Here is a 19,509-nt window from a genome sequence, read left to right as displayed (position 1 = left end):
TCCGGCGGCTATGACAGCCGCCGAGAATCACAGCGAGATCGCGCTGGACGTGGACGGGCAGCGGCGGACGCTGCGCGTGGACAACCGCACCACTCTGCTGGACGCGCTGCGGGAGCAGCTCGGTGTCATCGCACCCAAGAAGGGCTGCGATCACGGGCAGTGCGGATCGTGCACGGTGTTGCTCGATGGCCGGCGCGCCACGACCTGCCTGACTTTCGCCGCGGCCAACGACGGGGCCGAGGTGGTCACCGCGGCCGGGCTGCCCGACGGCGATACGCTGCACCCGGTCCAGCAGGCGTTTCTGGAGCACGACGGCTTCCAATGCGGTTACTGCACGCCCGGGCAGGTGTGTTCGGCGGTGGGGATGCTGGCCGAGGCGAAGGCCGGGAATCCCAGTTATGTCACCCCTGATCTCACCGACACCGCGGAGCTCGACGGCGCCGAGATACGGGAGCGGATGAGCGGCAACCTGTGCCGTTGCGCGGCCTACCCGAATATCGTGGCGGCCATCCGGCAGGCGGCGGCCCGGTGATCCCGTTCGAGTACCGGCGCGCCACCAGCGCCCGGGAGGCCGTGGCCGCGGTGGCCGGACGACCGGGGGCAGCGTTCCTCGGTGGCGGCACGAACCTGGTCGACCACATGAAATTGGGTATCGCCGCGCCGGAACTGCTGGTCGATGTCAGCCGGTTACCGCTGGACGGGATCGAGGAGACCGCGGACGGCGGGGTCCGGGTGGGCGCTGCCGTCCGAAACAGTGATCTGGCGGCGCATCCGGTGGTCCGGGCACGGTATCCGGCGCTGGCACGCGCGCTGCTCTCGGGGGCGTCGGGTCAGCTGCGCAATCTGGCCACCACCGGCGGCAATCTGCTGCAGCGCACCCGGTGCGTGTACTTCCAGGATGTGACGACTCCGTGCAACAAACGCGCGCCCGGAACCGGTTGCGCGGCGCTCGGCGGGTACGTCCGCTACCACGCGATCCTGGGGGCCTCCGAGCACTGTGTGGCGGTGCATCCGTCGGATATGGCGGTTGCGCTCGCGGCGCTGGATGCCCAGGTCGTGACCGAGAATACCGAGGGCGAACAGCGGATTCCGATCACCGAGTTCCACCGGCTGCCCGGGGATCATCCCGAACATGACACCGTCCTGGCCCACGGTCAATTGATCACCGCGGTCGACATCCCCGCCCCGCCGGACGGGGTGGTGGCGGACTATCGCAAGGTACGCGACCGGGCCTCCTACGCGTTCGCGCTGGTCTCGGTCGCGGCCGAACTGGCCCTCGCATCCGACGGCAGCACGATCAGGTCCGCGCGGCTCGCGCTGGGCGGAGTCGCGCATCGTCCGTGGCGGGCGCACCGGGCCGAAGCCGCACTCACCGCGGCCCCGGCGACCAGGCAGACCTTCGAACGGGCCGCCGAGGCCGAACTCGCCGGCGCCCGGCCGCTGGACGGGAACGAATTCAAGGTCGAACTCGCCCGCCGCACTCTGGTATCGACCCTGCAGACCCTCACCGAACAGGCGCAGCGATGACACTGATTCCGGCCGATTCGATGGGCACGCCGCTGACCAGGCTGGACGGCCACGCCAAGGTCACCGGTACGGCGCCGTATGCCGTCGAACATCCTGTGGACGATCCCCTGTATCTGCATCCCGTCCAGGCCACCGTGGCCCGGGGCCGGGTGAATGCCATGGATACCGGCGAGGCACTGCGGCTCCCGGAAGTGGTCGCGGCGCTGACCGTATTCGACGCCCCCGCGCTCGCCGAACCCGCCGACGGCGAACTGAGCATCCTGCAGGACGACCGCGTGCACTTCCGCGGACAACTGATCGGCGCGGTACTCGCCGAGAGCGCCGAAACCGCACGGCACGGCGCGAGCCTGGTGCGGGTCGACTACGAGACCGAACCGCATCACACCGAACTGCGCGCCGACGACCCCGGCCGCTACGCACCCGAGCAGGTGAACCCCACCTTCCCGACCGATACCGAGGACGGTGACGTCGAAGCGGGACTCGCCGCGGCGGAGGTGTGTATCGACCGGACCTACACCACGCCCGCCGAGCACAACAATCCGATGGAACCGCACGCCTGTATCGCGCTCTGGGACGAATCCGCGGGCCGGCCCGAGGTCACGCTGTACGACTCCACGCAGGGCGTGCACACCGTCCGGTCGACGCTGGCACCGCTGTTCGGTCTCGACCCCTCTCAGTTGCGGGTGGTGGCGCCGCATGTCGGCGGCGGCTTCGGTTCCAAGGGGGCGCCCCACGCCCACAATGTGCTCGCGCTGCTGGCTGCCCGGCGGTGCCCGGGGCGGCCGGTGAAATTCACGCTCACCCGGCAGCAGATGTTCGCGCTGGTCGGCTACCGCACGCCGACCGTGCAGCGAATCCGGCTGGGCGCGGATCGCGACGGCCGGCTGACCGCGCTGTCGCACGAGGTGGTCGAGACGACTTCCCGGGTCAAGGAATTCGCCGAGCAGACGGCGGTTTCCTCCCGCACGATGTACGCCACGCCGAACCGGCGGACCTCCCATCGCCTGGTCGCGCTGGATGTGCCGGTGCCGTTCTGGATGCGCGCGCCGGGCGAATGCCCCGGTATGTACGCCGGCGAATCGGCGATGGACGAACTCGCCGTGGCCTGCGGTATCGATCCGATCGAACTGCGGATCCGCAATGAGCCGGAAACCGATCCGGAGACCGGCCGGCCGTGGTCGGGACGGCATCTCGTCGAATGTCTCCGCACCGGCGCCGAACGTTTCGGCTGGTCCGGGCGCGACCCCGCTCCGCGCGCACGCATCGACGGCGACTGGCTGGTCGGGACGGGGGTCGCCGCAGCCACGTACCCCGCGATGGCGATGCCCGGTAACACCGCCCGGATCGAGTTCGGCGGCGACGAGCACTACACCGTCGATATCGGGGCCGCCGATATCGGTACGGGTACCTGGACCGCACTGACCCAGATCGCCGCCGACGCCCTCGGTTGCGAACCCACCGCCGTGCGGTTACGCATCGGTGACACCGACCTACCCCAAGCCAGCGTCGCCGGCGGGTCCACCGGCATCGGCTCGTGGGGTTCGGCCGTGGTCGCCGCGGCCCGGACCTTCCGGCGCGAGCACGGCGACACCCCTGCGGCCGGTGCGCACAGCAGCGCACAGGCGGCGGAGAATCCCGACGCCGAGAAGTACGCCCTGCACTCCTTCGGCGCCCACTTCGTCGAAGCCCGGGTCCATCGCGACACCGGTGAGATCCGCATCCCGCGTATGCTCGGGGTTTTCTCGATCGGGCGGGCGATCAACCCGCGCACCCTGCGTTCCCAGCTGATCGGCGGTATGACGATGGGGGTCTCCGGGGCCCTGCACGAGGACAGTGTGCGCGACCACCGGTTCGGCCATATCGTCACTCACGACCTGGCGTCCTACCACATCAGCGCGCACGCCGACGTCCAGGACATCGACGCGATCTGGCTGGACGAAGTGGACGAGCACACCAACCCGATGGGTTCGCGCGGTGCGGGCGAGATCGGGATCGTCGGCGCCGCCGCCGCGGTCGCCAATGCGGTCCATCACGCAACCGGGGTCCGGGTGCGCGCGCTTCCCATCACCGCCGACACAGTGTTGACCGGCACCCCGGGGCCCTGAGCCTTTGCCGGAGCTCGGAGCCGCTACACCCACAACCGGGCCGGTACCGGACGGCCGGATCCGCGCGTTGCCGCCGGTCCGGGCAGAATATGCGCGGTGAGCGCAACATTGCAGGCCAGTGGTCTCTCGGCCGGGCACGCCGAACGCACCCTGTTCGCCGGCCTCGATCTGACTCTCGCTCCCGGCGATGTGATCGGGCTGGTCGGCGTCAACGGCGCCGGTAAGTCGACGCTGCTGCGCATGCTCGCCGACGGCGCCCCGGAGCAGGGCCGTATCACCCTCAGCCCGCCCGACGCGACCGTCGGCTACCTGGCGCAGGAACCCGAGCGCACCCCGGGCGAATCCGTGCTCGGCTACCTCGCCCGCCGGACCGGTGTCGCCCACGCCCAGCGGGTCATGGACGCCGCCGCCGAACGACTCGCCGACGGAGGAGACGACGACTACTCCCCCGCTCTCGACCACTGGCTCGCCCTCGGCGGCGCCGATTTCGAACAGCGCGCCGCGGAGGTCGCCGCCGATCTCGGCCTCACCGACGGCCTCGCGGGCGGACTGGCCACCCCGATGACGGGGTTGTCCGGTGGGCAGGCCGCCCGCGCCGGTCTCGCGGCGGTTCTGTTGTCGCGCTTCGATATCCTGCTGCTCGACGAACCCACCAACGATCTCGACCTCGACGGTCTCGACCGGCTCGAACGGTTCGTCACCGGTGTCCGGGTGCCGCTGATGATCATCAGCCACGACCGTGAATTCCTGACCCGCTCGGTGACCGCGGTTCTCGAACTGGATCTCGCCCAGCAGCAGATCAACTTCTACGACGGCGGCTACGACTCCTACCTGACCGAACGCGAGATCGCGCGCCGGCACGCCCGCGAGGCGTACGACGAATTCGCCGATACCAAAGCCGCTTTGGAGGCCAGGGCGCGGATGCAGCGCAACTGGCTCGAGCACGGTGTCCGCAATGCGCGCCGCAAGAGCAAGAACGATTCCGACAAGGTCACGCGCAAGACCCGCGCCGAATCCACCGAGAAACAGGCCGCCAAGGCCAGGCAGACGCAGCGCCGCATCGAACGGCTCGAGGTGGTGGAAGAACCGCGCAAGGAATGGGAGCTGCGGATGGAAATCGCGGCGGCACCGCGCAGCGGTTCGGTGGTCGCGACGGCGAGCAATGCCACCGTCACCCGCGGTGATTTCACGCTCGGGCCCGTCACCACCCAGATCGACTGGGCCGATCGCATCGTGCTGACCGGCGCGAACGGCTCCGGTAAATCGACCCTGCTCGCCCTGCTGCTCGGCAAGCTCGTCCCCGATACCGGCACGGCCACGCTCGGCTCGGGGGTGCAGATCGGGGAGGTCGACCAGGCCCGCGGCTTGTTCCGGGGTGCCGGGACGCTGGCTACGACCTTCGGGGCGGCCGTCCCCGACTGGCCGGATGCCGACGTCCGGACGCTGCTGGCGAAGTTCGGGTTGCGCGGACCGCACGTCACCCGCGCCTGCGGCACCCTCTCCCCCGGCGAACGCACCCGCGCCGCGCTGGCCCTGCTGCAGGCGCGCGGCGTGAACCTGCTCGTTCTCGACGAACCGACCAACCACCTCGATCTTCCGGCCATCGAACAGCTCGAGCAGGCGGTCGATTCCTTCACCGGCACGCTGCTGCTGGTCACCCATGACCGCCGGATGCTGGATTCCGTGCATGCGACCCGCCGCTGGCATATCACGGCGGGCCGGCTCACCGAGGAATAGCCCCGGCACCGGAGCCGTGCGGCGCCGGGCTGTTTCCGCACCGTATCCGGCGGCGTCGCGTACGGTGGAGGCAACGGGACCGCTCAGGTCCGGCGAAACGAAGGACAATGATGTCCGATAAATCTCCCCGTGGCGGCGCCACCAAGAAATCCGGAAAAACGCTGAAGGAAAAGCGTGCGGAAAAGAAGGCCAAGGCTGTCGCGAAATCCGATGTCGAGTCCACGTTCGACCCCAAACGTCGCTGAGAGTAGCCGAACACTCTCCAGACTACCTGCCCGCCACCGTCTTTCGTTGTTCACAGCCGGGCCCGGACCACCGGGATCGCAACGGGAGACTGTGCCGTGCGCACCTGAAGTAACCCCCCTCGACGAATCAGTCGTGCGTGTGCCATACTGACTCACCGAGACTGCGCTAATCGAAGTGATCTGTGCGGCTCATCTACAGGAATGAAGTATTAAAGCATGGCGCAAGGCAGCGTGAAATGGTTCAACGGCGAGAAGGGCTTCGGCTTCATCGCCCAAGACGGAGGCGGCCCTGACGTCTTCGTGCATTACTCGGCCATCGGTGGCTCGGGCTTCAAAACTCTCGAAGAGGGTCAGCGGGTAGAGTTCGAGATCGGCCAGGGCCAGAAGGGCCCCCAGGCTCAGGACGTCCGCACGATCTGATTCGTGTGACTCGAAGGCTCCGCACCTCACAGGTGCGGAGCCTTTCTCGTCGGGTCAGGTGTGTTCGGCACCCTCCTCGACGGGCATGGTGTGCAGCACCCACTGCGCCTTTCCACTGTTCTTGGCGTGATACAGCCCGGTATCGGCGGCATCCAGCAAGGCCTCCGCCTGCCCGCCCTCGACCGTTGTCACCACCGCTCCGATACTTGCCGACACGTTGAGCCGGTGCCCGCCGATGAGCACCGGATCGGACAGGGCGCCCAGCAGCCGTTCGGCCACCTGAGTCATCCGGTCGTCGTCGACAGGCGGCGGGACCAGTGTCACGAACTCGTCGCCGCCGATCCGCGCAACCAGGCAATCGAACTCCACCACACTGTCGTGTAATCGCTGCGCGACAGCGGTGAGGACCTTGTCGCCGATGCCGTGCCCGTACCGGTCGTTGATGTATTTGAACCGATCCAGGTCCACGAAACACAATCCGATCCGGTCCTGCGGGCCCGCGTCGCGAATCGTCGAATCCAGCCATTCCAGCAGTTGACGCCGGTTCGGCAGCCCGGTCAGCAGGTCGTGGCGCGCCTGCCGGTGCAACTCCTCGCGCATCCGGTGCTGTTCGGTGACATCCTCCCCCACGGCCAGCAGATAGTCGGGATGGCCCACCTGGCCCTCGACGAAGGTGATGGAGAACGACGCCCACCCGTAGCTGCCGTCGGCCCGCCCGATCTGCTGTTCCAGTTTCACGGCGCCCTGCTTGTGCGGAACCAAACGTTCGTACACGAGCCTGCGGATACGGTCCCGATCTTCGGGGTGGGCGAATTCGTAGACCGAGATACCGCGTAGATCATCGGCAGGGACGCCGATCATATCTGCGAGTGCCTTGTTGGCGTTGAGCAGCACACCGTTGGTATCGCCGATGGCGATGGCCACCGCCGCGTTGTCGAAAACGACCCGGAAACGCTCGTCCATCCGTTGCGCGACCTCGCCGGGAGCATCCGGCGGCGCGAACAGCATCTGCCGGCGGATACCGAAACCTTCACCGAGCTTGGCCAGCAGGACCGCCATCCGCCGGATCGTTTCGGGGTCGCTGTCCGAACCCGCGAGCGACCACAACACCGGAACCGAGGTGGCCACCACATCGGGTGCCGGCAGATCCGCGGCCGCCAGGGCGGCGCCCGCCCTGGCTCCGGCGTCGAAATCGAACGGTGTGGTGGTGAGCGCATGCGCGAGATCGTGCACCAGCCAGCTGAGCAGATGGTAGATATTCGGATCGGAGGGTGCGGAGCCACTGGTCGCATGGAGAGCCGCAGACCACGCTCGAACCAGTTCGCTGTGCTCCGACTCCATCGCTCCCCTTCGCCGCTGTGCCCGCCACCGCCCCGTTCGCAGCCATGGAACAACGCCTACCGAAAGGTGGGGTGGCTACCCTCGATGATCACCATCATTGCTCATCGGCCGCGCTCCGGCGGGATGGGGGTGGTGTTCTCCGCGAAAATACTCGTTCCCTTGTACCGGGTCGTGACCAGCTGCCACACCCAGCTCGCCTGGACACAACAAGCGAGGTCGGCAAGATGCACTTCCAGTTGCGCGGCGAGGTCCGTATCGGCAAGGTCCGATTCGCGGCAGCGGTCCGCCAGCGCATCGTGGCGCTGCCGGAACTCGGTGATACGGTCGCGCACCACGGTGCCGGCGTCGCGTACCGCGTCGGCCAAGGTGGCGCCGGGCGTGTTGAGCAGGCAGACCGGGATCAGGTTGAAATCCGACCGGTCCGCAATGCACTCCTTCTCGAAGGAAAACATATCGTTCATCAAGGCACCGATTTCCGCAGTGAGCACGCGTAATCGGCGTAAGTCCGCGAGCAGCCCCGCCCCCGCCAGCCGGTCCCCGTCCAGGTAACTGTCCCGGCCGAACTCACACAGCGCGATGGCCGGATACATCCCCGACACCTGCGCGCGCAGATCGATGTACTCCGCGACGGTCAGCAGATCGCCACGGGCCCGGGCGTTCTGGTCCCGGATGGCGGTGCGCAGATGTGCCACGGTCGATACGAGGAATTCGGCGAGCCACCGTGGATCCGCCAACTCACCTACCTGCGACAGGAAGTCGACCGTCGCCGCTTCGACCGGGGACGGGTCCGCGGGCGGTTCCCGGGTTTCCAGCAGGCGGCACAGGCGCTCGAGTTCCGCACGCGCCCGGCCTTGTTCGGATTCCGGTAGATGCCCGTACTTCTCCCGGCCCACGGTGTCGTTGAGCCAGAACAGGATTGCGTTGAACAAGCCGATCACGGTAAGCCGCTGCGCGCTGACCGGACCCGGATGCAGATACGGCGTCATGCTGTTGTAGTGCGCGCCACCGGGTTCCAGCCAGATACCCTGCGCCCGGCAGTAGCTTTCGACCTCGGCACATGCCTGCGCACCGAATTCGCTGGGACGGAACTCGCTGCAGTACTCTGCGATATCGCAATCCGCTGTGCTGAACAGCTCCCGCAGCGACCACGGTTCACCGTTGGCCACCCAGGCCTCGTATTGTGCTCGCATATCGGCGATCTCACGCTCGAGCGCCGCTGTGTACCGAGAAGCCATGACGACTCTCCTCCCGCATATTCCAAACCCTCTCAGTGTGGTGCACCGGTGAGTCACTGTCACCCTGTTCCAGCACATCCCCAGCTGAGAGGTAGGCGAGAGCGCCCGACTGTCCCGGTGACCGGTTACCAGTCCTGCCAGGGAATGATCGTCCGCAGCGGACCGTCGAACAGCGTTTCCCCGACGACCGGTCGCGTCGCACCGCTGCCGTCGGTCAGATCCTGTTCCAGCTCCACCACCGCACGGGTCACGTCGGCGGGGTCAGCGTCGAGGTACAGCATCCGGATACGGACCGACCCCGGCGCGAATTCGCGGTTGCCGGCACCGAGGGGAAGGGTGGGATGCTTCTGCATCGAATGCAGCGAGAAGGTCCACGCGCCCGCGACTCCCGGGCATTCGAGTAGCGCGGGAATCCCGATACGATCGTCCCAGCGGAACTGCTCGTGCACATCGGCTCCGTGCGGTTCGCCGAAATGGGTGACGGTCAGATGTAGACCACGGTTGGGCCGGAAGGGCAGGGCCTCGGCCGACACTCCGATGCGCGGTGCCGCATAACCCTTGACCGGTGTGAAGAACCCGAGCAGCGGGCGCCTGACCCCGGGCAGTTGCGGCCCCCGGCCCCATTGGAAGGAGTCCTCGCCCAGTTTGGTCCACGCCGCGACACTCTCCTCATAGGGCGGGCGGAACCAATACATCGCCACGTAGTCGACATCGGCGAGCTCCGGCGACGAATCCCCGTCCAGCGCGGCATATTCGGCGGGCCTCGCCCACCGATCGCCCCAGGCGACACCCGGTAGCAGCAGATTCTCCGGACGGTGGTCGAGCTGATGCCATTCGTTGTATTCGCGATGCACGCTGGGATCGGTGAGATCGATGAAGGAGAAGAACGCGTGTTCCGAGAACATTTAGCCTGCCGATCCGATTCGATGAACAATTTCCGGGTTCTTCCGGCGCCCGGCACCGGAAGTAGTCGTGAGTCGCCGGTGAGCAGGTAGCGCGAGTACACGCTCCCACACCGATCTCGATCATGACCCGAGGAAGGCACTACGCCCGGTGGTCTTTCCACTGAATGGAAATGTCCGTCCATGCCGAAACCAACGCCTGCCTGGAGGTACTGCGGGGCTGCCGTACGCGCTGTCGACACTCGTATGGGCTACGGGACGACCGCCGAAGAACTCGATCATGTCGTCGCCTCCGTCCACGAATTCGCCTGGCGTTACGAACCGGCCGAGGAGCGCGCCGAGTCCGGTCGCCCACTGAGCGGAACCCGCTTTCCGGGCCCGGGCCGGGCTGTGCCAACCTCGGCAGTCCGGGCGGTGCCGCCAGTGAGTTCCGCCCCCGAGTACAGGAGCAAACCGATATGGGTGTTCTCCAGCGGTACGCCGGCCGACGGGTACTGATCACCGGTGGTGGGTCGGGTATCGGCCAGGCCTGCGTACTACGCATCCTGGAGGAAGGCGGCCAGGTGGTGGCCGCGGACATCAGCGACGCCGGCCTGCGGGATACCACCGAGAAGGCGAACTCCCCCGCACTGAGCACCGTGACGATGGATATCGCCGACGAGGAGTCGGTGCGGGCGGGTGTCGCCGAGGCGGTGCAGCGGCTCGGCGGCCTGGACACCCTCGTCAACGCGGCCGGTATTCTCCGCTCCGCTCATTTCGAGCAGACGACCCTCGCCGATTTCGAACAGGTGGTCCGCATCAACCTCATCGGCACGTTCTTGGTGACCCGGGAATCGATCGCCGCGTTGCGGGGCGGCGTGGGGCCGGCCGTGGTGAACTTCAGCTCGACCTCGGCGGCATTCGCCCATCCGTATATGTCGGCCTACGCCGCCTCCAAGGGCGGTATCCAGGCGATGACCCACGCACTGGCCTTGGAGTTCAGCAAGCAGGGGATCCGGTTCAATTCCGTACAGCCCGGGTCGATCTCCTCCGGAATGACCGACGGCACCGGCGCGGCCAAGCAGAGCAGCGGTCCCGGGCTGCCCGCGGACGTGGACCTCGGGATGTTCGCCAAAGCCTCCCCCGCATTACCGCTGGACGGTGGCGCGATCTTCGCCGGGCCGGACGCGGTCGCATCGGTGGTGGCCATGCTGGGCTCGCCGGACGCCTATTTCGTCACCGGTACCGAAGTCCGGGTCGACGGTGGCTCGCATATGTAGCGGGCACGTCCAGCATCATCACGAGAGTGGCCCGGATGCACTACGCATCCGGGCCACTCCGCTGAGATAGTTGTCCGCGGGCCGGGGCCGAATCCGTCGTTTCCGCATGCTCGGAGCACGGGTCGGCGGAGGCCGCCCGACCACCGCAGTGCGTGGGCCGCCCCGAGTGGCCGGGCAACGCGGCCTGCCGGACCGGCCGGCAACCCGCGCCGCCGGCGACCCCGCGGGCTGTCGGCGGGCGCCCAGTTGCGCACGCGACCGCTCGGTTGTGCCTGCGACCGGCGCCTACTCGCCGGACGCGGGAGCCACGGATTCGGTGATCCCGCTCGCAGCGGCGTGCCGGGCGGCGATGTAGCCGTAGACGAGCCCCTGTCCGATGGTGGCGCCGGCACCGGGGTAGGTCGCACCGAAGGCGTTGCCTGCCGTATTGCCGATGGCGTACAGGCCTTCGATGAGACTTCCGTCCTCCCGGCGGACCCGGGCGTGCTCGTCCGCGACGACGCCGCCGCAGGTGCCGAGGTCGCTGAGGACCATTTTCACCGCGTAGTAAGGCGCTGTGCTCAGGGGCGCCAGGTTCGGGTTCGGAGTTATCGTGGGATCACCGTAGTAGCGGTCGTAAGCGCTTGCGCCACGCTGGAAATCGGGGTCCGTACCTGTCTCGGCGTAACCGTTGAACTGGTTGAAGGTGCCGGTGAACGTGTCCACCGGCACGCCCATGGCCCGGGCGAGCGCTGCCGGGTCGTCGGCGCGGTGCGCGATACCCGCCTCGTACCACGAATTCGGGATCGGCTGCCGGGGGAAGATACCGCCGGCCATGATGTAGCTGTTGCGGTAGCGCTGGTCGAATACCAGCCACATCTCGGTGATCGGGTCGCCGTCTCGTTCGCGGGCGAGTACCTGCTGCCCGTAGGTCATGTAGTCGGTGGATTCGTTGATGAAGCGCCGGCCGGTCTGGTCGACCACGAACGAACCCGGCAGGGATCGTTCAGCGAGCATGACGGCGGGTGCGCCACCGGGCAGGGGCGCGTAAGCGGGGAACCACCAGGCCTGGTCCATGGAGACGGTGCCGGCGCCGAGTTCCTGCGCCGCTTCGATGGCGTCCCCGGTGTTCCCTTCGGCGCCGAGACTGGCGTGCGGGATCAGCGCCGGGGACTGGTACTTGTGCCGGGCAGCGATATCGTGGTCGAAACCGCCCGCCGCCAGTACGACACCGCGGCGAGCCCGTACGGTGACCTCACGGTCGCCCTGCCGCAGCACGGCGCCCGAGACCCGGCCCTCGTCGTGCACCAGGCGCACCAGGCTCGTCTCGGTCCACACCGGCACACCCGCACGCAGCACACCCGCGAACAGACCCGCCGCGAGTGCCTGCCCGCCGGCCAGATACTCCCGTCCGATGAGCATGCCGCCGATACCGAGCGCCGCCCGCCGTATGATGCGCGGCAGGGCCTTCGCCGGCTTCCGGGCGACCAGGTTCATCCATTTGTAGTCCGCGCCCGTCACAGGCATGGGCATCGAGGCTTTCATCACGCCCGGCCGCAGTCTGGGCCGTTGCGCGCCCAGCACCGAGGCGTTGAACGGACGGCATTCACAGGTTCGGCCAACAGCGCGGCCGCCCGGTTTCTCGGGGTGGTAGTCGGAATAGCCTTCGGCCCAGAAGAACCGCATCGGTGTCGTCCGCTCCAGCATCGCGACGGTGTCGGGGCCGTGGTCGAGGAAGGCGGTGCCGCGTTCGGCGGGGGCCGATTCGCCGACGACGGCGCGCAGATAGGTTCCGGCTTCCCGCACACCCTGCTCACGCGGCTCCGGCAGGACCGAACTTCCCGGAATCCAGAAGGCGCCACCCGAACGTGCGGTCGAGCCGCCGACATAGGCCGTCTTCTCGGCGATCACCACCGACAGCCCCAGTTCGTGTGCGGCGAGGGCGGCCGACATTCCGGTGCCCGAACCGATGACGAGTAGATCGACGATCGTGTCGTGGGCGGGTACGAGCGGGGGCATTTTCTTCACCATCTGGTCCGGGCTCCACATTCCGATCGGGACGACAAGTGGAGGTAAAGGTAAGCCGCCCGAGCCGGTGCCCCCGCCCATGTGTCCATTGAGCGGGAACCAACTCTGACCTCCCTTCTTCGTGATCTGCTTCACATACCACCGGGTCTATGGCACTATTTCTAATAGAAATAGCCATGTCAGAGCGATGGCGCAGGTAGGCAAGGGAGCCAAGCATGACGATCACCACCCAGGAGATGCAGACCCGAACGGCCGGTACCCCCAGCGCCATCCTCGACCGCATCTCGCTCGTACTGGACGCCTTCGACGGCCGCGAGACCCTCGGGTTGGCGGAGGTCGTCCTCCGCACGGGCCTGCCCCGCTCCTCCGCCCACCGAATGCTGGACCGGCTCGTCCAATTGCGCTGGTTGCGGCGCGAAGGCCGCCGCTACAGTCTCGGGATCCGGTTGGTCGAGCTCGGCTCGCTCGCGGTGCACCAGGACCGGGTCCACGCCGCCTCCGGCGAACACCTGCACCACCTCTACCGGGCCACCGGCATGGTGGTGCACCTGGCTGTCCTCGACGGCAGGGATGTCGTCTACCTCGACAAGATCGGTGGCCGGCTCGCCGCGCACGTGCCGACCCGGGTCGGCGGGCGGTTGCCGGCGTCGCAGACGGCGCTCGGCAAGGCACTACTGGCCTTCGACGGCGGCAACGGACCGGACGACACCCGCATCCGCGATCTCGGTTACGCCGTCGAACGCCACAGCGCACTGCCCGGCTTCGGATGTATCGCCGCACCGGTCGGGCCGATCGGCGAGGCGACCACCGCGGTGTCCATCTGCGGGCCGCTGACCGAGATGACCTTCGACAGCCGGATGATCAGGCCCGTACAGCTGGCCGCGCACACCATCTGGCGCAGCATCTGCGCCGGAGAGCGGGTTACGCCGACTCTGCAGCGCCGCAACATCTTGCGTTCCCTGCCCACCGCCCCGCGCGTCCGCGCCGAGGGCTGACCGGCCGGCGCGCGGTCGTCACGAATCGTCGGTGGAATCCTCACCGGCCGTGCGCCACCTACCGGGCTGCCGCGGTATCGGCATACCGTTGTCTTCGCGCACCGCCGCTTCGCGATACCACGCGGCCGCCTCATCGATTTCGGCCAGCAACTGTTCGGCCAGTTCGATCTCCGCCGCGAAATACCGTTGCGACCACCGCAGACTCATCTGCGTGAAGGCCCAGCCGGGCTCCGCTTCGGAGTGATCGGCATGCAGTTGCGCCTGCTCGGCACGCTCCCGCAGGTTCGCGATATGGCGGCGGACGATCTCCTTCAGCCGATCGGGATCGTGCAGATGCCCCAGGTAAAGGCGAAGCATCACACCGTGTTTGAGCACCGGCATATCGATCTCGGAATCTCGCGACCAGTTCCGCAGGGCACGCAACCCGGTATCGGTGATCCCGTAGAGCCGCCGGCCGCGCACCCCTTCGTCGGCGACCACCCGGGAACGCACCAGCGCGAGATCCTCGAGCTTTTCCAATGCACCGTAGACCTGGCTCACCGACGGGCTCCAGTAGAAGAAGCCGATACTCCAATCCGCCCATTTCTTCAGGTCGTTGCCGGTCAGTTCCTCACCGAAGGACAACATGCCCAGAACGGCCCAGCTGGTCGCGGGCAGGTTCGGGTAGGAATCGGGGTCGGCGGCCATGATCGTGCAGCCTACAAGCATCGTCCCGGGAGAGCTCCCGGCCACCGGGAAGCACCGGCACCGGCCCGGACGGCAGCGCTTACGTTCGGAACATGGACGACCGCACCATCTACATCATCGATCGGATCGTGCTCACGCCCGGCAGCGCACCCGCCTTCATCGACGCGTATCTCAGCGGTTACGCGCCGAAGGCACGCGCACGGGGGCTGACGCTCGATCGGATCCTGGTGAGCCCGCCGGCCTGGATCGACGGTGAGACCAACACGGTCACCGCCACCTGGACGGTGCCCGGCCCGAAAGCCTGGTGGGCGGCGGCGGTCGGTGCCCGGCACGACCCCGAACCGGCCGGCTGGTGGGATTCGATGGCGCCGATGATCGTCGAACGAACCCGGTCCATGGCGAGCCGCGCCGAGGATGTGGAAGGACTGTGCGATGTATAAGGTGACATTTCTGCTACGCCTCGCCGATCCCGCGGACGCCATGACCACGGAAATGACGGTCAAACGGATCACCGCGGCGGCAGAAGCCGCAGGTGTCCAGCGCCCACTGGTCGCCCCCACGCTGCCCGGAGTGCGCAACGGTGGCGATCTTCTCGCCCATTTCCGGTTCGCGTCGAAATCCGAATGGCTGTCGCACCGCGAAACCGTCGACGAGGCCATGGCGTGCTCGGCAATCGAACATATCGACTCGGCCGAGTATCCCGCCGACCACGCCGGTGACGGTCTGTCCGGCCGCCGCGCGGACGCGACCCCGTCGACGGTCTACCGCACCCTTCTCTTGCGCGTGGACGAGGCCGCCGCGCCGGCGGAGATCGCCCGGTTCGAGCATGCGACCCTGCAGATGCCCCGCCATATCCCGGCGATCCGGGCATGGCAGTTGAGCCGCGTCGACCGTGCCACGGGCACCTCGCAGTGGACGCATGTCTGGGAGCAGGAATTCGCCGACCTCGACGGCCTGCTCGGTCCCTATATGAACCATCCCGTGCACTGGGCCCTCGTCGATCAATGGTTCGATCCGGAGAGCCCGAACCAGATCGTCAAAGACCGTATCTGCCACAGTTTCTGCGAGATCCCGGCGCCGGTGATCGACCCGGCGCCGGAACTCACCTCGGCAACAGAGGAAGGGCCTAGCGTCAGCGGCGCAGGAACGCCAGAACGGTAGCTTCCCAGGCTTCTTTCTGTTCGATCATCACCCAGTGGCCGCAGTTGGGGAAGATGTGCACCTCTCCGTTGCGGAGGGTGCGCATCGGGAGCAAGGCCATATCGACGGGGCTGACCCGGTCGTCGCGGCCCCAGGTGACCAGGGTCGGCACCGCGAGCCCGCCCAGTTTCGCCCAGTTCGGTGTGGTGTCGACACTGCGCGCGGCCGCGGCCATCCGGGCCAGTGCCGCACTGCTGTACATGCGGCGGGAATTCTCCAGAGTTCCCGGATCGGTGGCCTGCTGCCAGCGCTCCTCGATCAGTTCCTCGGTCACCAGCGACTGGTCGAACACCATCGAACGCAGCCACGCCACGAGAGCCTCACGGGTGGGATTGTCGACGAACTCGCTGAGCCGGATGATCCCCTCCCCCGGCTGCGGGCTGAGCACCGGCGTACCGATACCGCCGATGGTCACCAGCCGCTCGACTCGGTCGGGGGCGGCGAGCGCAAAATCGGTCGCCACGAAACCACCCATCGAGTTGCCGATGATGCGGACCCGGTCGAGCCCGAGCCCGTCGAGGAACGCGGTGACCGCCTGCTGGGCGGACATCATCGGGTGCACGGCGCCGAAGTCGTCGCTGACACCGAAACCGGGGAGCTCCAGGACCAGCGTCCGATAGTGCTCGGCGAAGGTGGCGAAGTTACCGCCGAAGTTACGCCACCCGGTAACGCCGGGACCGGACCCGTGCAGCAGGAGCAGCGGCGGGCCGTCGCCGGCCTCGCGGTAACGCAGGACACCGTGCTCGGTCGGGAGTTCCCGCAATTCGGGAACGGTTCGGGTATCGACTGGGGTACTCATGGGTACCGAGCCTGCCACCGGTACCGGGAGTCGTCGGTGCATACTCCCGGTGAGCGGCACAGCGTGTCCTATGTAGCCGACGCGGCGAACACGTCCCGGATCATCTGCCACACCTTCTCCCGCGCCGGTCCGGTGAGCGACAACGACGGGAAGGTCAGGAAACCGTGGAAGAGCCCGTCGAATCGGTGCGCCGTCACCGGGACCCCGGCGGCCGCGAGCCGACGAGCATAGTCGTCGCCGGCCGAGCAGGGCGGATCGAGTTCGGCGGTCACCACTACTGCCCTCGGCAGTCCGGCCAGCGATTCGGCGCGTGTCGGCACCAGGTACGGACTGTCGGTCCCGTGCGGGGCGTACTGCTGCCAGTACCAGCGCATCGCCTCGGTCGTGTTGTAGTAGTTCTCGCCGTAGAGCCGGTAGGACTCGGTGCCGAAATCGTCGTCGATCACCGGGTAGAGCAGGATCTGTGCCGCGATCGCCGGGCCACCGCGGTCGCGGGCGGCCAGGCTCACCGTCGCCGCCAGATTACCGCCGGCACTGTCCCCGGCGACGGCCAGGCGGTCCGGGTCGCCGCCGAACTCGGCGGCGTGCCCGGCGGCCCAGTGCACCGCGGCGTACATATCCTCCAGCGCCGCCGGTCCGGGGTGCTCGGGCGCGCGGCGGTAATCGACCGAGACGACCACGGCATCGACCGCTTCGGCCATCGACCGGCAGAATTCGTCGTGGCTGTCGAGATCGCAGAAAACGAATCCGCCTCCATGGGCGAAGACCACCACCGGTCGCACGCCCGTTCCGCCGTGCGGCACGTAGATACGTACGGCCAGCTCACCGCCCGGGCCGTCGATGATGCGGTCCTCGGCGATCCGCATCTGCGGCTCGCGCGCCAACGGCGCCCGGCGCGAGGAGATGATCTCGCGTAGTTCCGCCGCCGTGTGCTGGGTGACATCCGGAAACGATTCCAGCGCCGTCAGCATCGCCTCGACATCCGGATGCAGGTCGGACCTTCGTTGTCCGCCCATTTCGACCACGTCCTCACTTTTTCGTCGTAGGGAATAAGACGCGCTCGCACCGCGAGCATTCGTGCGCGGCGCTCAATTACTTGCTGTCGCAGCCCGGCCGTCGAGCGCGAAACCCTTGTATCCGGCCGCCGCCACATCCGCGCAGAGGGTGTTGTAATTGCCGAAACCGCCGATATAAGGCATGAATACGCGCGGTTTACCGGGAATATTCGAGCCCAGGTACCAGGAATTCGCCGTCGGGAAAAGTGTTCCCGCGGCCTTGGCGTTGCATTCGGCCACCCATTCGTCGGCCGCCTCCCGGGTCGCCTCGATGGTGGCGATCTCGTGGGCATCCAGATGATCCAGGCATTCGGCGATCCAGTCGACGTGCTGTTCCGCCATCAGCACCATATTCGCGAGCACACTGGGGCTGCCGGGGCCGGAGATGATGAACATATTCGGAAAACCGTCGACGGCCAGCCCGAGATAGGTCCGCGGCCCCGCCGACCACTCCGCGGTCAGTTCCCGTCCGTCCCGGCCGCGGATATCGATCCGCGACAGCGAACCGGTCATCGCGTCGAATCCTGTCGCGAAGATGAGAATATCCAGATCATAGGAGTTTTCGCCGGTTCGGACACCCGACTCGGTGATCTCGGTGATCGGCGTACGGCGCAGGTTGACCAGGGTGACATTGTCACGGTTGTAGGTCTGGAAGTAACCCGTATCGGTGACGATCCGTTTGGTACCGATGGGGTGATCGGTGGGGATCAACTGATCGGCGATCTCAGGATCCTCCACCATGTCCCGGATCTTCGCCTCGACGTATTCGCGCGCGGTGTCGTTGGCTGCCTTGCTCACCATCTGATCCGGGAACGCCTTGGTGAACAGGTATCCACCGCGCTGCCACCATTCGTCGTAGATCCGGGTCCGCTCGGCTTCGCCGACCTCCAGGGCCCCCTTGGGGTGCGGGCTGTTCGGTGTGCCACCGCCGCTGATCCGGGACAACCGGCGCCGCTCGGCATAATTGGCTTTCACCTCGGCGAGCACCTCCTCGGTCAACCGCCGGTTACCCGCCGGGATCGAGTAATTGGGGCTGCGCTGGAAGACGACGACCTGATCGGCTTCCTCCGCGATGATCGGTATCGACTGGATACCGGAGGAGCCCGTCCCGATCACGCCCACGCGCTTACCGGTGAAATCGACAGGCTCGTGCGGCCATTCACCGGTGTGGTAATTCTCGCCGGCGAAGCTGTCCCGGCCGGGAATATCGGGTTTGTTGGTCGCCGACAGTACGCCCGTCGCCAGAATGCAGAATCGGGCGGTCACGGTTTTCCCCGTATCGGTGGTGACAGTCCACCGGCCGGCCGCTTCGTCGTAGACGGCCGAGGTCACCCGGGTCAGGAAATCGTAGGCCGAGCGCAGATCGTGGCGATCGGCGACATGGTCGAGATAGCGCAGGATCTCCTCCTGGGTGGCGAAACGCTCGGTCCAGGTCCACTCCTGCTGCAATTCTTCGTCGAACGAATAGGAGTAGTCGATACTCTCGACATCGCATCGCGCCCCCGGGTACCGGTTGTGATACCAGGTGCCACCTACTCCCGCGGCGGATTCGAAACCGTGTACACGCATACCGCGCCGACGGAACTTGTACACCGCGTACAGGCCGGAGATCCCGGCACCGACGACGACGGCATCGAAATCGCTGTCCTGACTTGTCACAACATTCACTTCCCTCGCTGAGGTACCTGAGTTCGAAGTCAAACTAAGGTCCCTGTGGCGCGAGTCGAGCGTTTGTTCCCACCCAGCGGTCCCCCATTTCGATTCCTCTCGGGGCGAGGTGGAAATCGTCGCGTCGGCCCGTCCCCCGGCCATGAGAACGCCCCGGATATAGGTGTGCGCCCGGGGGGGGGGGGGGGGCGCCCCCCCCCCCCCCCCCCCCCCCCCCCCCCGGGGGGGCGCGGCGGGGGGGGGCCCCCCCCCCCCCCCCCCGGCCGCACACCTATATCCGGGGCGTTCTCATGGCCGGGGGACGGGCCGACGCGACGATTTCCACCT

At 67.3% G+C, this 19,509-nt stretch carries 18 protein-coding genes; 10 read left to right on the top strand and 8 right to left on the bottom strand.

The genetic code is table 11. The features are described 5' to 3' along the window. Positions 1-10 precede the first annotated feature (10 nt). From QH196_RS24885 to QH196_RS24860, 6 genes are all read left to right on the top strand, one after another. A complete protein-coding gene (locus QH196_RS24885; RefSeq protein ID WP_280418250.1) occupies positions 11-532 on the top strand; it encodes a 2Fe-2S iron-sulfur cluster-binding protein in 522 nt (173 codons plus the stop codon). Continuing rightward, positions 529-1,527: an FAD binding domain-containing protein gene (locus QH196_RS24880; protein WP_280418249.1), complete on the top strand. Its 999-nt coding sequence runs from the start codon at positions 529-531 to the stop codon at positions 1,525-1,527. Before QH196_RS24885 ends, QH196_RS24880 begins: the two co-directional genes overlap by 4 nt. Beyond that, entirely contained in the window at positions 1,524-3,632 is a 2,109-nt protein-coding gene (locus QH196_RS24875; RefSeq protein ID WP_280418248.1) for a xanthine dehydrogenase family protein molybdopterin-binding subunit, read from the top strand. Before QH196_RS24880 ends, QH196_RS24875 begins: the two co-directional genes overlap by 4 nt. A gap of 96 nt (positions 3,633-3,728) precedes the next feature. After that, entirely contained in the window at positions 3,729-5,369 is a 1,641-nt protein-coding gene (locus QH196_RS24870; protein WP_280418247.1) for an ABC-F family ATP-binding cassette domain-containing protein, read from the top strand. A 110-nt stretch (positions 5,370-5,479) separates the two neighbouring features. Beyond that, positions 5,480-5,614: a hypothetical protein gene (locus QH196_RS24865; RefSeq protein ID WP_086007740.1), complete on the top strand. Its 135-nt coding sequence runs from the start codon at positions 5,480-5,482 to the stop codon at positions 5,612-5,614. Between the two features lie 216 nt (positions 5,615-5,830). Continuing rightward, positions 5,831-6,034: a cold-shock protein gene (locus QH196_RS24860; RefSeq protein ID WP_195053545.1), complete on the top strand. Its 204-nt coding sequence runs from the start codon at positions 5,831-5,833 to the stop codon at positions 6,032-6,034. 54 nt (positions 6,035-6,088) lie between these two features. Here QH196_RS24860 and QH196_RS24855 read toward each other — a convergent pair whose 3' ends face one another. The 3 genes from QH196_RS24855 to QH196_RS24845 all read right to left on the bottom strand — a co-directional run bounded on the left by QH196_RS24855 (position 6,089) and on the right by QH196_RS24845 (position 9,515). Next, complete coding sequence (locus tag QH196_RS24855; RefSeq protein WP_280418246.1) at positions 6,089-7,375, bottom strand: diguanylate cyclase domain-containing protein; 1,287 nt, start codon at positions 7,373-7,375, stop codon at positions 6,089-6,091. 101 nt (positions 7,376-7,476) lie between these two features. Next, on the bottom strand, positions 7,477-8,610 hold the full coding sequence (locus QH196_RS24850) for a terpene synthase family protein (RefSeq protein ID WP_280418245.1): 1,134 nt from the start codon (positions 8,608-8,610) through the stop codon (positions 7,477-7,479). A gap of 125 nt (positions 8,611-8,735) precedes the next feature. Beyond that, positions 8,736-9,515, bottom strand: a complete 780-nt coding sequence (locus tag QH196_RS24845; protein WP_280418244.1) for a hypothetical protein — start codon at positions 9,513-9,515, stop codon at positions 8,736-8,738. A gap of 455 nt (positions 9,516-9,970) precedes the next feature. Between QH196_RS24845 and QH196_RS24840 the strand changes: the two genes are divergently transcribed. Beyond that, entirely contained in the window at positions 9,971-10,771 is an 801-nt protein-coding gene (locus QH196_RS24840) for an SDR family NAD(P)-dependent oxidoreductase (RefSeq protein WP_280418243.1), read from the top strand. Positions 10,772-11,056: 285 nt separating this feature from the next. Here the strand turns inward: QH196_RS24840 and QH196_RS24835 are convergent, their stop codons facing one another. Beyond that, positions 11,057-12,781 carry a 3-ketosteroid-delta-1-dehydrogenase gene (locus QH196_RS24835; protein WP_280418242.1) on the bottom strand — a complete coding sequence of 575 codons (1,725 nt, stop codon included), beginning with the start codon at positions 12,779-12,781 and terminating at the stop codon, positions 11,057-11,059. A gap of 212 nt (positions 12,782-12,993) precedes the next feature. On the opposite strand from QH196_RS24835, the gene QH196_RS24830 reads away from it, so the two are divergent. Beyond that, positions 12,994-13,773, top strand: a complete 780-nt coding sequence (locus tag QH196_RS24830; RefSeq protein ID WP_280418241.1) for an IclR family transcriptional regulator — start codon at positions 12,994-12,996, stop codon at positions 13,771-13,773. Positions 13,774-13,791: 18 nt separating this feature from the next. Here the strand turns inward: QH196_RS24830 and QH196_RS24825 are convergent, their stop codons facing one another. Beyond that, on the bottom strand, positions 13,792-14,460 hold the full coding sequence (locus QH196_RS24825) for a PadR family transcriptional regulator (RefSeq protein ID WP_280418240.1): 669 nt from the start codon (positions 14,458-14,460) through the stop codon (positions 13,792-13,794). Between the two features lie 92 nt (positions 14,461-14,552). On the opposite strand from QH196_RS24825, the gene QH196_RS24820 reads away from it, so the two are divergent. Together QH196_RS24820 and QH196_RS24815 are read left to right on the top strand one after the other, a co-directional pair. Continuing rightward, positions 14,553-14,900 carry a hypothetical protein gene (locus QH196_RS24820; protein WP_280418239.1) on the top strand — a complete coding sequence of 116 codons (348 nt, stop codon included), beginning with the start codon at positions 14,553-14,555 and terminating at the stop codon, positions 14,898-14,900. After that, positions 14,893-15,621 carry a Dabb family protein gene (locus QH196_RS24815; RefSeq protein WP_280418238.1) on the top strand — a complete coding sequence of 243 codons (729 nt, stop codon included), beginning with the start codon at positions 14,893-14,895 and terminating at the stop codon, positions 15,619-15,621. Before QH196_RS24820 ends, QH196_RS24815 begins: the two co-directional genes overlap by 8 nt. Here the strand turns inward: QH196_RS24815 and QH196_RS24810 are convergent. The 3 genes from QH196_RS24810 to QH196_RS24800 all read right to left on the bottom strand — a co-directional run bounded on the left by QH196_RS24810 (position 15,593) and on the right by QH196_RS24800 (position 19,173). Continuing rightward, the gene (locus QH196_RS24810; protein ID WP_280418237.1) at positions 15,593-16,459 is read right to left on the bottom strand and encodes an alpha/beta fold hydrolase; all 867 of its coding nucleotides are present in this window, start codon (positions 16,457-16,459) and stop codon (positions 15,593-15,595) included. The genes QH196_RS24815 and QH196_RS24810 overlap by 29 nt on opposite strands. 68 nt (positions 16,460-16,527) lie before the next feature. Further along, positions 16,528-17,475, bottom strand: coding sequence for an alpha/beta hydrolase (locus QH196_RS24805; protein WP_280418236.1), 948 nt, complete (start codon positions 17,473-17,475; stop codon positions 16,528-16,530). 72 nt (positions 17,476-17,547) lie between these two features. Continuing rightward, a complete protein-coding gene (locus QH196_RS24800; protein ID WP_280418235.1) occupies positions 17,548-19,173 on the bottom strand; it encodes a flavin-containing monooxygenase in 1,626 nt (541 codons plus the stop codon). Between the last annotated feature and the right edge of the window lie 336 nt (positions 19,174-19,509).

The organism is Nocardia carnea, assembly GCF_029868325.1.
GTDB classification, from domain to species: Bacteria; Actinomycetota; Actinomycetes; order Mycobacteriales; family Mycobacteriaceae; genus Nocardia; species Nocardia carnea_C.
The sequence above is the reverse complement of the archived record's forward strand: the minus strand, read 5'-3'. Positions and strand labels throughout refer to the sequence as shown.